Genomic DNA, 13,267 nt, shown 5'->3' with positions numbered 1-13,267 from the left:
CATGAGACGCCTGCGCAATGTGAAAATCGTGGCCACGCTGGGGCCAGCTTCGTCGGATTACGACATGATCCGCAAGCTGTTCGAGGCTGGGGCCGATGTGTTCCGCCTGAACATGAGCCATGGGACACACGAAGATATTCGTGCCCGCCACGCCATCATCCGGCAGATCGAAGCCGATACCGGCCGCCCGATCGCCATTCTGGCCGATCTTCAGGGCCCGAAACTGCGCGTTGGCGTGTTTGCCAATGGCTCCGAGGATCTGGTGGAGGGGGCAACCTTCCGCATGGACCTGAGCGATGCACCGGGCGATCTGAACCGCGTGCAACTGCCCCACCCCGAAATTTTCGCGGCCCTGGAACCCGGCGCCACCCTTCTGGTGAATGACGGCAAGATCCGGCTCAGCGTCAATGAGTGTGGCCCGGATTTCGCCGATTGCACCGTCAGCGTCGGGGGCACCATCTCCAACCGCAAGGGCGTGAACGTGCCCGACGTGGTGTTGCCGGTGGCCGCGCTGTCGGACAAAGACCGCAAGGATCTGGAATTTGCCTGCGCTATCGGCGTGGACTGGCTCGCCCTCAGCTTCGTGCAGCGCCCCGAGGATGTGATCGAGGCGCGCGAACTGGCCAAGGGCCGCGCGGCGATCCTGTCCAAGATCGAAAAACCTGCCGCCGTGAAGGCCTATGACGCCATTCTGGCGGTGTCGGATGGCATCATGGTCGCCCGTGGCGATTTGGGCGTCGAACTGCCGGTGCAAGCCGTGCCGCCGATCCAGAAGCGCCTTGTGCGCGGCGCCCGCGCGGCGGCAAAGCCGGTGATCGTGGCGACGCAGATGCTCGAGTCGATGATCGAAAGCCCGGTCCCGACCCGCGCTGAAGTGTCCGACGTGGCCACCGCCATCTATGAAGGGGCCGATGCGGTCATGCTGTCGGCGGAAAGCGCCGCCGGTCAATATCCGATCGAAGCCGTCACCACGATGCACAATGTTGCCATCTCGGTCGAAAGCGATCCGGTGTATCGCGAGATCATCGAAGCCTCGCGCAAGGCCAAACGCACCACGGTTGCCGATGGCATCGTGGCCGCCGCCCGCGAAATCGCCGAAGCAACCGACATCAAGGCCATCTGCTGCTTCTCGCAGTCGGGCACCACGGTCAGTCTGGTATCGCGCGAACGTCCGCGCGTGCCGATCCTGGCGCTGACCCCGCTGATGGAAACGGCCCGCCGCATGTGCCTGACCTGGGGCACGCATTGCGTGCTGACCGAAGAGCAGGACCGCTTCAAGGGGGCCGTCATCTCGGCCGCGCGCGCCGCCCGCGAGGAGGGCTTTGCCACCGAGAGCGATCAGATCGTGGTCACTGCCGGCGTGCCGTTCAACACGCAGGGTACCACCAACATCCTGCGTGTCGCGCCCTGTGATGAACGGTTGATTCACCGCGTCGACCCCGAGTAAGCTCTCGCAGGGTCTTGTGAGGGGTATGCTGTGAGTTCCGACCTATATCTGGTTATCGGCCTCATACTTGGCGTTCTGGCCGTTCCCTCCATGCTCTCGGCCTTCTCTGAAGGCCGGGCGCCCCGTGTGGCCGCGATCCTTGTGCTGATCGCCGGTGTGCTGATCGTTCTGGCGATGACCAGAAAGCCCGGCGGCTATGAGGTGCGTGACATTCCCAACGCATTTTTCCGCGTGATCGGGCAGTTGCGCCACTGAATCCTGCCATCCGGGTCTTGCACCGCACTCATTTGGGCCCTATACGGCCCGCTCTATACCCGCGCGACCGGCCCATGTGGCATTGCCGAGTCGTGCGTTCACCCCTCAGCGAGGAGATGGAAATGCCCAAGATGAAGACCAAATCGGCGGCGAAGAAGCGTTTCAGCTTCACGGCTTCCGGTCGTGTGAAAGCTGGCCCGGCCGGCAAACGTCACGGCATGATCAAACGGACGACCAAGTTCATCCGCGACGCATCGGGCGCTATGATCCTGTGCGCAAGCGATGCGAAGATCGTCAAAAAATACATGCCCTACGACCGGTAAGGAGAGCCTCATATGTCCCGCGTTAAATCCGGCGTTGTGACCCACGCCCGTCACCGCAAGGTGATCAAGGCAGCGAAAGGCTATTACGCCGCCCGCTCCACGAACTTCCGCACAGCTACTCAGGCCGTCGACAAGGCCAACCAGTACGCGACCCGCGACCGCAAGACCCGCAAGCGCAACTTCCGCGCCCTGTGGATCCAGCGGATCAACGCTGCCGTGCGTCTGTTCGACATCGAAATGACCTATTCGCGTTTCATCAACGGTCTGGCAAAAGCCGGGATCGAAGTGGACCGCAAGGTTCTGGCCGATCTGGCCGTGCATGAGCCGGAGGCGTTCAACGCCATCGCAGCCCAAGCCAAGCAAGCTCTGGCTGTCTGATTTTCAGCAGCTAAACCGCTTTGAAAAGCCCTCAACGCATCGCGTTGGGGGCTTTTTGCTGTTTGCACACGCATAAGGCGTAAATTCGGCGCGCCGGATACAAGTTTGCAATTGGCCCGGATCACGAAACCGTGCATGGGTAAAAGGCAGAGCCGCCCCGATCCGGGCCGCTCCTTTCGGGGTCTCCCCCGCTCCGCCAGTTGACAAGGAGTATTTGCGTGACAGCACTCATCGGTTTTCTCAATACAGTGTTCTGGGGCTATGTCCTGATCTATGGCCTGCTGGCTGTGGGGGCGTTCTTCACCATCCGGCTCGGCTTTTTGCAGTTCCGGCATTTCGGGGAAATGCTGCGCTGTGTGGTCGGCTCCAATGCAACCGACAAGGACGGCATTTCGCCGTTTCAGGCGCTGACCGTCAGCCTGGCCTCACGGGTCGGCACCGGCAATATCGCCGGTGTTGCGGTGGCCCTGTATCTGGGCGGTGCCGGTGCGATTTTCTGGATGTGGATGGTGGCACTTGTCGGCATGGCGACCGCCTATGCAGAAAGCGCGCTCGCGCAGTTGTACAAGACACATGGCCCGAACGGCATGTATCGCGGCGGCCCGGCCTTCTACATCTCCAAAGGGCTTGGCCTGCCGTGGCTGGGTGCTGTGTTTTCGGTCTGCCTGATCATCTCCTTCGGGCTGGTGTTCAACGCGGTTCAGGCCAATTCGATTGCGGATGCCTTTGCCGGTGCGTTTGGCATCCCCAAGCTGGGCATGGGCCTTGGCATTGCCGCGCTGACCGCCGTGGTGATCTTTGGCGGCATCCGCCAGATTGCCCGCGTCGCCGAGGTCGTGGTGCCATTCATGGCCGGGGCCTATCTGCTGCTCGCCATCATCGTTCTGGCGATGAACATCACAGCCGTGCCCGGCGTTCTGGGTGACATTGTTGCCAGCGCCTTTGGCTTTGGCCCGGCGGCGGGCGGCGTGGCAGGCAGCGTCGCCGCTGCGATGCTGAACGGGGTAAAACGCGGGCTGTTCTCGAACGAGGCGGGCATGGGTTCGGCACCGAATATCGCCGCCGTGGCAACTCCCGACCCGCACCACCCGTCCAGCCAGGGCTTTGTGCAGGCTCTGGGTGTGTTCATCGACACCATCCTGATCTGCACCGCCACCGCCGTGATGATCCTGCTGTCGGGCGTGCTGGAGCCGGGCAGCGGCGTGACCGGAACCGCGCTGACGCAACAGGCGCTTGTCCATCACTTCGGCCCGATGGGTGCGTGGTTCGTGGCGGCGGCCATCTTCTTCTTTGCCTTCACCACCATCATCGGCAACTACGCCTATTGCGAAAGCGCGATGGTCTTCCTGGGGCTGGGCAATGCCTCGGCCATCATGGCGCTGCGCTGCCTTGTGCTGATCATGGTGGTCTGGGGCGCCTTGCAGGCCGTTACCACGGTGTTTGATTTCGCCGATGCCTCAATGGGGCTGATGGCAACGATCAACCTGATCGCCATTCTGGCGTTGTCCGGCACTGTCACGGTGCTGACGCGCGATTATCTGGCACAGCGCAAGGCTGGCAAGCTGCCCAAGTTCCACATCGCGGATCATCCGGGCATTGCCAAAGGTGTGGATCACGGCATCTGGAAATAAGCCCACCGGCAAACATCCGGCACAGGCCCCGCTTAGGCGGGGCCTTTGTTCTTTCAGGCCCTGCGATTGCGCATGTCTGCACTGCCTTGCAAATCAGCCCCTTCCCCGCTAGCACCGACGCCAAGAAAACGGAGGCTGACATGGACCTGACCGAACTGCGTGGCAAGTATATCGAGGCCATCGCCGGTGCGACCGATGAGGCGGCACTGGAAGAGGTGCGTCTGGCGGCACTTGGCAAGAAGGGCGAGATCAGCCTGAAGATGCGGGAACTCGGCCAGATGGAGGCCGCGCAACGGCAAGTAGCCGGGGCTGCGCTCAATGTTGTCAAGGACGAGATCGACGCCGCCCTGCGCGCCCGCAGATCCGGGCTGGCGGATGCCGCTCTGGATGCCCGCCTGAAGGCCGAATGGCTGGATGTCACCTTGCCGGGCCGCCCGCGCCGGGTTGGCTCCATCCACCCTGTATCGCAGGTGATGGACGAGCTGACCGCGATTTTTGCCGATATGGGGTTTTCGGTGGCCGAAGGGCCGCAGGTCGAAAGCGACTGGTACAATTTCGATGCGCTGAACATTCCGCCGGAACATCCGGCGCGGCAGGAACATGACACGTTCTTCATGAACCGTGCCGCAGATGACACCCGTCCGCCGCATGTGCTGCGCACCCACACCTCGCCGGTGCAGATCCGCGCCATGCTGGATCAGGGTGCGCCGATCCGCGTGATCGCGCCGGGCCGCGTCTACCGCATGGATATGGATCAGACCCATACGCCGATGTTCCATCAGGTCGAAGGCATGGCCATCGACCGCGACATCAGCATGGCGAACCTGAAATGGGTGCTGGAAGAATTCTGCCGCGCGTTCTTCGAGGTGGACAAGGTGGAGCTGCGCTTCCGCGCCAGCCACTTCCCCTTCACCGAACCCTCGGCCGAGGTCGACATCCGCTATTCCAATGTCGGTGGTCAGCTGAAGATCGGCGAGGGCGACAAGTGGATGGAAATCCTCGGCTCTGGCATGATGCACCCCAAGGTGCTTGCGGCTGGCGGCATTGATCCCGACAAATGGCAGGGCTTTGCCTTCGGCATGGGCATCGACCGCATCGCCATGCTGAAATACGGCATCCCCGACCTGCGCGCCTTCTTTGAGGGCGATCTGCGCTGGCTGCGCCACTACGGCTTCTCGCCGCTGGATATGCCCGACCTGCCGGGCGGATTGAGCCGTTGATTCGGGGGCGCCTGCGGGCGCCCTTGTCATTTTGCCATGGAAGAGGCCCGACCATGCGGCACCTCGCCCCGCTTCTGCTGATGCTGACCAGCCTTCCCGCTCTGGCCGATACCTCGCCCGTCACGCTCAACCTCAGCTTTGACGCGGCGGCCCGCAGCAAGATTGCCGACAGCCATGAAATGGTGACGGTCACCGTCTGGTATGAGGGAGAGCCGACTGCCGCGGGCAAGGGTCGTGCCAACGAGATCGGGTTGGTGGATCTGGGCAGTGAAACCTATGTCGTCGCTCCGGTGGATCAGACGATCATACTGGGCGGGGCGCGGGATGGCCTGCCGCTGTCCCTGGTCAAAGACCCGATGCTGACGGTGAATGTCTATACCGCGCGTCAGGTGTTCGAGGACAATCTGCTGGACTGCGGGCTGGTCTCCGGCCCGGTTGCAGAGCTTGCGGGCAAAACCCATGCGATACACTGCACATTGATCGGTCAATGATCCTGTCGGCACGCACGCGGCGTGCCGACAGGAAAAACGCTCAGATCACGAAGAAATCGTCCGCCGACAGCTGCAAGCCATCCTTGACCTCGGCAATCAGCAGTTTGCCTGCGCCGCCCACGCCATCCGCATCATAATAGATGCTGCCGGTGGACTTTTGATAGATGATACGGTCCTCGGCATCGCGCGCAGCGCGTCCTGCAAAGAACGCATCCGCATCCAGCGCGCCGGAAACCGTCAGCGCGGTCAGGAAGTCATTGTCGAGCGTGATCTCGTCAACCGCCCTGTTGAAATCGACGATCACGTCGGCATGACGCTCACCAGCGCGGGATGCAATGACAAAGTAATCCGCGCCTTTTCCGCCCAGCAGGCGGTCAACCCCAAGGCCGCCAGCCAGCACATCTGCCCCGGCACCGCCTTCAAGCCGGTCCTTGCCCGCATCGCCCAGCAGGGTATCGCCACCGGCCCCACCGACAACGGTGTCATTGCCGGTGTGGCCAAACAGACGGTCATTGCCGGTTCCGCCCGTCACGCGGTCATTTCCGGCAAACAGCAGGTTGAAGCTTCCAGTCGAATTTCCGGCCTCCAGCAGGTCAAAGAAGCGCACGCCATTCACAGCGCCGCCCGTCATGCTGATGGGGCGCTGCCCGCCCGGAAGATCCACAAAAAGCGATGTCAGCGTGCCCGCCGTCACATCGGCAAGTTCGCCGCCGATAAACACGCCGGCAAAGCCCCTGCCGCCGAAGGTGATGGTCGCATCATCGTAAAACAGGCGGATTGCGGAACTGCTGAAGGTCTCCCGCTTGCTGTCGAATACGGTGTCGACGAAATCGTTGCGCACGGACAAAAGATCAATATTTGCCCAATCGCGGCCAACTGCTGTGAAGGTAAAAACAGCCATGGAGTATTCCCCTTTTCTATCCCGTCCAGAGATTAGGCGCGCAGATCAGGATTCCGCAATCGTTTCGTATCCGCCCGATCCGCTCAATTGAATTGGTTGTCGCGCGGGAAGCCACGCGGGGCCATCGCTCCGGCAGAGGCCCGTGCGCCGCGCCACTGCGCCAGATCGGCCTCCAGCCGCGTCCGCCCTGCCGGGTCTTTCCAGCTCAGCCCCTGGGCCAGCACAAAGGTGATGGCATCAGACAGGCCGCCATCCTTGTATTTCTGCAAGCGCACGCCCTTGCCCTTGGCCATTTCGGGCAGCTCTGCCAGCGGGAACACCAGCAGTTTGCGGTTTTCGCCGACAACAGCCACATGGTCGCCCTGCACACGGCGGCACAGGGCAGTTTTCACCCCGTCCTTCACCGTCAGAACCTGCTTGCCCGCGCGGGTCTGCGCCACAACCTCTTCGGAGGGCACGACAAAACCGTCCCCGGCGGTCGAGGCCACCAGCAGCTTTTCCGCCGCGCGCCAGATCATCAGATCGGTGATTTCGCTGTCATTCGGCAGATCGACCATCAGGCGCACCGGCTCGCCCATACCCCGCCCGCCGGGCAGATTGGCCCCGATCAGCGTATAGAACCGGCCATTGGCGCCGATCAGCAGAATCCGGTCGGTCGTCTCGGCATGGAAGATGAAGCGGCCCTCGTCGCCATCCTTGAACTTCACCTCGGTATCCAGCGCGACATGGCCCTTCATGGCGCGGATCCAGCCCATCTTGGAGCAGATGACCGTGATCGGTTCCCGTTCGATCATCGCCTCGTAGGGCACGTCTTCCACATCGGCCATGTCTGCAAAGGTGCTGCGCCGGGCGCCGCCCGCAGCGCCTTTGCCGAATTGCTTCTGGATATCGGCCAGATCCTTGCCGATGCGCTTCCATTGCAAGATGTCGCTTGCCATCAGCTCTGACAGATCGGCCCGTTCAGCCCGCAGCGCATCACGCTCTGCCACCAGTTCCATCTCTTCCAGCTTGCGCAGGCTGCGCAGACGCATGTTGAGAATGGCCTCGGCCTGAACCTCGGTCAGCGCGCCCGCCCCCGGTGCCGGGGCGACATAATCGGCCTCCGACGTGGCGCGCTTGTGCTTGCGGCCCCAGTGTTCGGCCATCAGGGCGCGTTTGGGGTCTTCGTCATAGCGAATGATGTCGATCACCCGGTCGAGGTTCAGGAAGGTGATGATGAACCCTTCCAGAATCTCTAGCCGATGGTCGATCCTTTCGATCCGGTGGGTGGTGCGGCGCTGCAAAACCTCGCGGCGGTGATCGAGGAAGGCGCGCAGCACCTCTTTCAGCGAACAGACGCGCGGCACCCGCCCGTCGATCAGCACGTTCATGTTCAGGCTGAAGCGGATCTCCAGATCGCTGTTCTTGAACAGCATCCCCATCAGCATGTCAGGTTCCACCGTGCGCACGCGCGGTTCCAGCACGATGCGGATGTCATCGGCGGACTCGTCGCGCACATCGGCCAGGGCCGGCACTTTCTTGGTCTGGATCAGCTCTGCCAGACGTTCGATCAGCTTGGACTTCTGCACCTGATACGGAATTTCGGTGACAATGATCTGCCACATGCCGCGGCCCAGATCCTCGACCTGCCAGCGCGCGCGCAGCCGGAACGCGCCGCGCCCGGTGCGGTAGGCTTCAAGGATATTCTCGCGCGGCTCCACGATCACGCCGCCGGTCGGGAAATCGGGGCCGGGCACCAGCGCCACCACCTCGTCATCCGAGGCATCGGGGCGCTTGAGCATCAACTGACAGGCGTCGATCAGTTCGTGCAGGTTGTGCGGCGGGATATTGGTCGCCATGCCCACCGCAATCCCGCTGGACCCATTGGCCAGAAGATTGGGGAAGGCGGCAGGCATCACCACCGGCTCTTCCAGCGTACCGTCGTAATTGGGGCGGAAGTCGACCGCGTTTTCCGCCAGCCCTTCCATCAAAGTTTCGGCAATCGCGGTCAGACGGGCTTCAGTATAGCGGCTGGCGGCGGGGTTATCGCCGTCGATATTGCCGAAGTTGCCCTGCCCGTCGACCAGCGGATAGCGGACGTTGAAATCCTGCGCCAGACGCGCCATCGCATCATAGATCGCCGCATCGCCATGGGGGTGATAGTTCCCCATCACATCGCCCGAAATCTTGGCCGATTTGCGGAACCCGCCGGTGGGCGAGAGCCTGAGTTCCCGCATGGCATAAAGGATCCGCCGATGAACCGGCTTCAATCCATCCCGCGCATCGGGCAGCGCCCGGTGCATGATCGTGGACAGCGCATAGGTCAGATAGCGCTCGCCAATGGCACGGCGCAGCGGCTCCGAATGCAGGACGGGCTCGATCTTGGGGTCATCGGTCTTTTTGGTCATGGATGTGGTGTAATCGCAGGCCGTGCGCCGGTCCAGCCGCTTTTATCTGCGGGGGAAAAAGAGCGGACTTTTTCCACACGAAAGCGTAAACTTCCGTGATAGACCCCGATCATTCCCAGTGATTCCAGGTGCCCCATGCTGCGTTTGATCCTTCTTCTGTGTGCTGCCTTGTTTGTCGTGATGCTCGTCGGCGGGCGGGATTACGGCCAGCTTCGCCCCGGTCTGGCCGCGCTGCAAAACGATCCGGCACCCGCCCAGGCCAGCGCAGAGCCCGCAGTCGCGCCGGTGCAGCCCCTTGTGACGCAGGCCAGCTTTACCCCCGAACCCGAAGCGCAGCCCGAGATGCCGCTGATTCTGCCGCTGGTCAGCCCGGCTGCGACCCAGACCGAGGCCCCTGCCCCGACCAGCGGCGGCGAGATTCGCTATATCACCGCCCGGTCGGTGAATGTGCGCGAAGGGCCGTCGACCGAATTTCCCGTGGTTGGAAAACTGACACGCGGCGAGGCGGCGCTTGTGATCTGGACCGAGGACAATGGCTGGGCGCGCATCCTGATCGAAGGCGATGGCGTGGAGGGATTCATTTCCGGCGAATTCCTCGCGACGGCCGCGCCCTGATCCGCGCCTGCCCAACTCTGGCATGATTGCGCTAGCGGTGCAAAAGCCGTAACCGGGAGAAAAACCCCGGAGCAGTTGATGTCATCCCCCCGTACCATTCTGATCACCGGCTGTTCTTCGGGGATCGGCTATGATGCCGCCCGTGGCCTGAAGGCGCGCGGCTGGCGTGTCTTTGCCACCTGTCGGCAGCAGGCTGATTGTGACCGGCTCCAATCAGAAGGGCTGGAAAGCTTTCTGCTCGATTACAGCGACGAGGCCTCGATCGAAGCGGCGGTCGCAGAGGTGAAGGCGCGCACCGGCGGCACGCTGGATGCGCTTTACAACAATGGGGCCTATGCCTGCCCCGGCGCTGTCGAGGATCTGCCCCGCAGCGCGCTGCGCGAGATTTTCGAGGTCAATCTGTTCGGGTATCACGATCTGACCCGCCGGGTGATCCCGATGATGCGGGAACAGGGCGCCGGGCGCATCATCAACTGCTCTTCGGTTCTGGGTCTGGTCGGCATGCGCTGGCGCGGTGCCTATGTGGCCACCAAATTCGCCATGGAAGGGCTGACCGATGTGCTGCGGGTTGAGATGCGCGGCACCGGCATTGCCGTGATCCTGATCGAACCCGGCCCGATTCCCACCCTGATCCGGCAGAATTCCATCCCGCATTTCGAAAAATGGGTGAAGTGGGAAAGCTCTGCCCGGTCCGAGGAATACCGCAGCCTGCTGAGCCGCCTGTATCATCCGAAAACCGGCCCGGACCCGTTCGAGCTGCCCTGTTCAGCCGTTACCGCCAAGCTGATTCATGCGCTGGAAAGCCCCCGGCCCAGGCCGCGTTATTATGTGACCAAGGCCACGCATCTGATGGGCTTTGCCCGCCGCATCCTGCCCACACGCCTGCTCGACTGGCTGATCGCCCGCAGCTGAGACAACAAAGCCCTCGCCTTTCCATGTAAAGCCGCTACATCTCGGCCAATTGCGAAAGGGAACACCATGCTGCTCAAGGATCCGCTGTTCATCGTTGCCGCGCTTGCATCATTTGGCGTGCTGATTATCCTGATGATCGGCATCGGTGGCTTCGCCAAGGGCGGCGAGTTCAACCGCAAACATGCAAACCGGCTGATGCGCTACAGAATCGCGGCGCAGGCCTTGGCGGTGATCCTGATTGTCGCCTTTGCCTATATCCGCAGCCGCGGGGGGAACTGATGGTCGTTCTGTCAAAGATCTACACCAAAACCGGCGATGCGGGCGAAACGGCGCTTGGCAATGGCGTGCGCGTCGCGAAACACTCGCTGCGCGTCACGGCCTATGGCACGGTGGATGAAACCAATGCCACGCTGGGTCTTGCCCGTCTGCACGCCAGCGGTGCCATGGACGAGGCGCTTCAACGCATCCAGAACGATCTGTTCGATCTGGGCGCCGATCTCTGCCGCCCTGACATGGCCCGCGATCACGAGGCAGGCTACACGCCGCTGCGTGTCATCGAATCGCAGGTCGCGCGACTGGAGGCCGAGATTGATGCGATGAACGCAAATCTCGAACCGCTGCGAAGCTTTATCCTTCCCGGCGGCTCTGCGCTGGCCGCCCATCTGCATCTGTGCCGCACCGTTTCGCGCCGCGCCGAACGGCTGGTGGTGGAACTGGCCACCATGGAAGACATCAATGCCGAAGCCGTCAAATATCTGAACAGGCTCAGTGATTGGTTCTTTGTCGCCGCCCGCATCGCCAATGACGATGGCCGCAAGGACGTGCTTTGGGTGCCGGGGCTGACCCGCTGATCCTGCAAGACCTTACGTCAGGTAAATAACGCGGCGTCGTGGCGTCGCAGCGCGTCGCTTTTGGATTGTTTTCCGCGCCATTCACGGGCTAACAACGCAGCGGAGAGCTTGGGAGGCCCCGCTTGGGGTCTGGAAACTAGGAGATTGCCGCTGATGAAGGTTTTGGTGCCTGTCAAACGCGTGATTGACTATAACGTGAAAGTTCGCGTGAAAGCGGATGGCAGCGGGGTCGATCTTGCGAATGTGAAGATGTCGATGAACCCGTTTGACGAAATCGCAGTGGAAGAGGCGATCCGCCTGAAGGAAAAGGGCGTCGCGTCCGAGATCGTGGTAGTGTCGATCGGCGTGAAACAAAGCCAGGAAACGCTGCGCACCGCGCTGGCGATGGGCGCAGATCGGGCCATCCTGATCGAAGCCGCCTCGGATGTGCATACCGACGTCGAGCCGCTGGCCGTGGCCAAGCTGCTGGCCGCCGTGATCAAGGACGAGGCCCCCGGCCTGGTGCTGACCGGCAAACAAGCCATCGACAATGACATGAACGCCACCGGCCAGATGCTGTCGGCGCTGCTCGGCTGGTCGCAGGCAACCTTCGCCAGCGAATTGGCCGTTGAGGGCGACAATGCCGTGGTGACGCGCGAAGTGGATGGCGGCTTGCAGACCATCAAGGTGAAGCTGCCCGCCGTTGTCACCGTGGACCTGCGCCTGAACGAGCCGCGCTATGCCTCGCTGCCGAACATCATGAAGGCCAAGAAAAAGCCGCTGGAGGAAAAGACCGCCGCCGATTACGGCGTCGATGTCACCCCGCGCCTGACCGTGATCAAGACCACCGAACCGGCTGGCCGCAAGGCTGGCGTGAAGGTGGCATCGGTCGACGAGCTGATTGCGAAACTCAAAGATGAAGCAGGGGTGATCTGATGGGTGTTCTTCTGCTTGCCGATGTGAACAACGGGCAGCTTGCCACCGATGCGGTGGCCAAGACGCTTGCAGCGGTAAAATCGCTGGGCGATGTGCATGTGCTGGTGGCAGGCGAGGGTGGCGATGCCGCCGCAGCCGAGGCCGCCAAGCTTGATGGCGTGTCCAAGGTGCTGTTCGCCGGGGATCACAGCTATTGCCACGGCCTGGCTGAACCCACCGCTGCCCTGATCGTGGGTCTGGCCGGTGGCTACAGCCATATCGCGGCTGCGGCGACGGCGTTTTCCAAGAACGTCCTGCCGCGCGTCGCCGCCCTGCTGGATGTCATGGTGCTGACCGATGTGACCGCCGTGATCGACGCCGACACGTTCGAGCGCCCGATCTATGCCGGGAACGCCATTCAGACCGTAAAATCCACCGACAAGGTGAAAGTGTTCACTGTGCGCACCGCCGCATTTGCCGCTGTTGGCAATACCGGCGCGGCTGCGGTGGAGCCGATTTCGGGCGCCACGGCGGCTGATCTTTCGGCCTGGGTCGAAGACAAGGTCGCCACCTCTGACCGCCCCGAGCTGACCTCGGCCGGGATCGTGGTGTCGGGCGGGCGCGGCGTTGGCTCCGAAGCCGATTTCGCCCTGATCTCCTCGCTGGCGGACAAGCTCGGCGCTGCCGTTGGCGCATCCCGCGCGGCAGTCGATTCGGGCTATGCCCCGAATGACTGGCAAGTGGGGCAGACCGGCAAGGTTGTGGCTCCCAAGCTTTATGTCGCGGTCGGCATTTCGGGTGCGATCCAGCACCTTGCCGGGATGAAAGACAGCAAGGTCATTGTTGCCATCAACAAGGACGAAGAAGCCCCGATTTTCCAGGTGGCGGATTACGGCCTTGTGGCAGACCTGTTCACCGCCGTGCCAGAGCTGATTGCCAAGCTCTGATCCCACGCACCACAT

The 13,267-nt window shown here is 62.4% G+C and carries 15 protein-coding genes; 13 read left to right on the top strand and 2 right to left on the bottom strand.

The annotated features are described in order from the left end of the window. Position 1: 1 nt before the first annotated feature. From pyk to KM031_RS11790, 7 genes are all read left to right on the top strand, one after another. Positions 2 to 1,447: a pyruvate kinase gene (gene pyk / locus KM031_RS11820; protein WP_215504711.1), complete on the top strand. Its 1,446-nt coding sequence runs from the start codon at positions 2 to 4 to the stop codon at positions 1,445 to 1,447. Between the two features lie 30 nt (positions 1,448 to 1,477). Then, a complete protein-coding gene (locus KM031_RS11815; RefSeq protein ID WP_215504712.1) occupies positions 1,478 to 1,702 on the top strand; it encodes a hypothetical protein in 225 nt (74 codons plus the stop codon). 122 nt (positions 1,703 to 1,824) lie between these two features. After that, positions 1,825 to 2,025: a 50S ribosomal protein L35 gene (rpmI, locus tag KM031_RS11810; RefSeq protein ID WP_091303153.1), complete on the top strand. Its 201-nt coding sequence runs from the start codon at positions 1,825 to 1,827 to the stop codon at positions 2,023 to 2,025. Between the two features lie 12 nt (positions 2,026 to 2,037). Next, positions 2,038 to 2,403, top strand: a complete 366-nt coding sequence (gene rplT, locus KM031_RS11805; RefSeq protein ID WP_215504713.1) for a 50S ribosomal protein L20 — start codon at positions 2,038 to 2,040, stop codon at positions 2,401 to 2,403. A gap of 218 nt (positions 2,404 to 2,621) precedes the next feature. After that, positions 2,622 to 4,034, top strand: coding sequence for an alanine/glycine:cation symporter family protein (locus KM031_RS11800; protein WP_215504714.1), 1,413 nt, complete (start codon positions 2,622 to 2,624; stop codon positions 4,032 to 4,034). Positions 4,035 to 4,174: 140 nt separating this feature from the next. Then, the gene (pheS, locus tag KM031_RS11795; RefSeq protein ID WP_370879007.1) at positions 4,175 to 5,254 is read left to right on the top strand and encodes a phenylalanine--tRNA ligase subunit alpha; all 1,080 of its coding nucleotides are present in this window, start codon (positions 4,175 to 4,177) and stop codon (positions 5,252 to 5,254) included. A gap of 53 nt (positions 5,255 to 5,307) precedes the next feature. Continuing rightward, positions 5,308 to 5,745 carry a hypothetical protein gene (locus KM031_RS11790; protein WP_215504715.1) on the top strand — a complete coding sequence of 146 codons (438 nt, stop codon included), beginning with the start codon at positions 5,308 to 5,310 and terminating at the stop codon, positions 5,743 to 5,745. A gap of 40 nt (positions 5,746 to 5,785) precedes the next feature. Here the strand turns inward: KM031_RS11790 and KM031_RS11785 are convergent, their stop codons facing one another. Both KM031_RS11785 and KM031_RS11780 read right to left on the bottom strand, forming a co-directional pair. Continuing rightward, a complete protein-coding gene (locus KM031_RS11785; protein ID WP_215504716.1) occupies positions 5,786 to 6,646 on the bottom strand; it encodes a calcium-binding protein in 861 nt (286 codons plus the stop codon). 83 nt (positions 6,647 to 6,729) lie between these two features. Then, complete coding sequence (locus KM031_RS11780) at positions 6,730 to 9,033, bottom strand: DNA topoisomerase IV subunit A (protein ID WP_215504717.1); 2,304 nt, start codon at positions 9,031 to 9,033, stop codon at positions 6,730 to 6,732. Positions 9,034 to 9,168: 135 nt separating this feature from the next. Here KM031_RS11780 and KM031_RS11775 point away from each other — a divergent pair, with 135 nt between their 5' ends. The 6 genes from KM031_RS11775 (at position 9,169) to KM031_RS11750 (ending at position 13,252) form a co-directional block, all read left to right on the top strand. Continuing rightward, positions 9,169 to 9,648, top strand: coding sequence for an SH3 domain-containing protein (locus tag KM031_RS11775; RefSeq protein WP_215504718.1), 480 nt, complete (start codon positions 9,169 to 9,171; stop codon positions 9,646 to 9,648). Between the two features lie 78 nt (positions 9,649 to 9,726). Then, positions 9,727 to 10,560 carry an SDR family NAD(P)-dependent oxidoreductase gene (locus tag KM031_RS11770; protein ID WP_215504719.1) on the top strand — a complete coding sequence of 278 codons (834 nt, stop codon included), beginning with the start codon at positions 9,727 to 9,729 and terminating at the stop codon, positions 10,558 to 10,560. A gap of 69 nt (positions 10,561 to 10,629) precedes the next feature. Further along, entirely contained in the window at positions 10,630 to 10,839 is a 210-nt protein-coding gene (locus KM031_RS11765; protein ID WP_215504998.1) for a twin transmembrane helix small protein, read from the top strand. Beyond that, the gene (locus KM031_RS11760) at positions 10,839 to 11,411 is read left to right on the top strand and encodes a cob(I)yrinic acid a,c-diamide adenosyltransferase (protein WP_215504720.1); all 573 of its coding nucleotides are present in this window, start codon (positions 10,839 to 10,841) and stop codon (positions 11,409 to 11,411) included. The genes KM031_RS11765 and KM031_RS11760 overlap by 1 nt, the downstream gene beginning before the upstream one ends. 153 nt (positions 11,412 to 11,564) lie before the next feature. Continuing rightward, a complete protein-coding gene (locus KM031_RS11755; protein WP_215504721.1) occupies positions 11,565 to 12,326 on the top strand; it encodes an electron transfer flavoprotein subunit beta/FixA family protein in 762 nt (253 codons plus the stop codon). After that, the gene (locus tag KM031_RS11750) at positions 12,326 to 13,252 is read left to right on the top strand and encodes an electron transfer flavoprotein subunit alpha/FixB family protein (protein ID WP_215504722.1); all 927 of its coding nucleotides are present in this window, start codon (positions 12,326 to 12,328) and stop codon (positions 13,250 to 13,252) included. Before KM031_RS11755 ends, KM031_RS11750 begins: the two co-directional genes overlap by 1 nt. Positions 13,253 to 13,267: the final 15 nt, after the last annotated feature.

It is taken from the genome of Gemmobacter fulvus, assembly GCF_018798885.1.
GTDB classification, from domain to species: domain Bacteria; phylum Pseudomonadota; class Alphaproteobacteria; order Rhodobacterales; family Rhodobacteraceae; genus Gemmobacter; species Gemmobacter fulvus.
This window is presented reverse-complemented; position numbering and strand designations above follow the sequence as displayed.

Bases quoted from the DNA above. Each gene is read 5' to 3' on its own strand.
- rplT (WP_215504713.1), top strand. From the start codon at position 2,038: ATGTCCCGCGTTAAATCCGGCGTTGTGACCCACGCCCGTCACCGCAAG.
- pyk (WP_215504711.1), top strand. From the start codon at position 2: ATGAGACGCCTGCGCAATGTGAAAATCGTGGCCACGCTGGGGCCAGCT.
- KM031_RS11750 (WP_215504722.1), top strand. From the start codon at position 12,326: ATGGGTGTTCTTCTGCTTGCCGATGTGAACAACGGGCAGCTTGCCACC.
- KM031_RS11760 (WP_215504720.1), top strand. From the start codon at position 10,839: ATGGTCGTTCTGTCAAAGATCTACACCAAAACCGGCGATGCGGGCGAA.
- KM031_RS11755 (WP_215504721.1), top strand. From the start codon at position 11,565: ATGAAGGTTTTGGTGCCTGTCAAACGCGTGATTGACTATAACGTGAAA.
- pheS (WP_370879007.1), top strand. From the start codon at position 4,175: ATGGACCTGACCGAACTGCGTGGCAAGTATATCGAGGCCATCGCCGGT.
- KM031_RS11770 (WP_215504719.1), top strand. From the start codon at position 9,727: ATGTCATCCCCCCGTACCATTCTGATCACCGGCTGTTCTTCGGGGATC.
- rpmI (WP_091303153.1), top strand. From the start codon at position 1,825: ATGCCCAAGATGAAGACCAAATCGGCGGCGAAGAAGCGTTTCAGCTTC.
- KM031_RS11780 (WP_215504717.1), bottom strand. From the start codon at position 9,033: ATGACCAAAAAGACCGATGACCCCAAGATCGAGCCCGTCCTGCATTCG.
- KM031_RS11790 (WP_215504715.1), top strand. From the start codon at position 5,308: ATGCGGCACCTCGCCCCGCTTCTGCTGATGCTGACCAGCCTTCCCGCT.
- KM031_RS11775 (WP_215504718.1), top strand. From the start codon at position 9,169: ATGCTGCGTTTGATCCTTCTTCTGTGTGCTGCCTTGTTTGTCGTGATG.
- KM031_RS11785 (WP_215504716.1), bottom strand. From the start codon at position 6,646: ATGGCTGTTTTTACCTTCACAGCAGTTGGCCGCGATTGGGCAAATATT.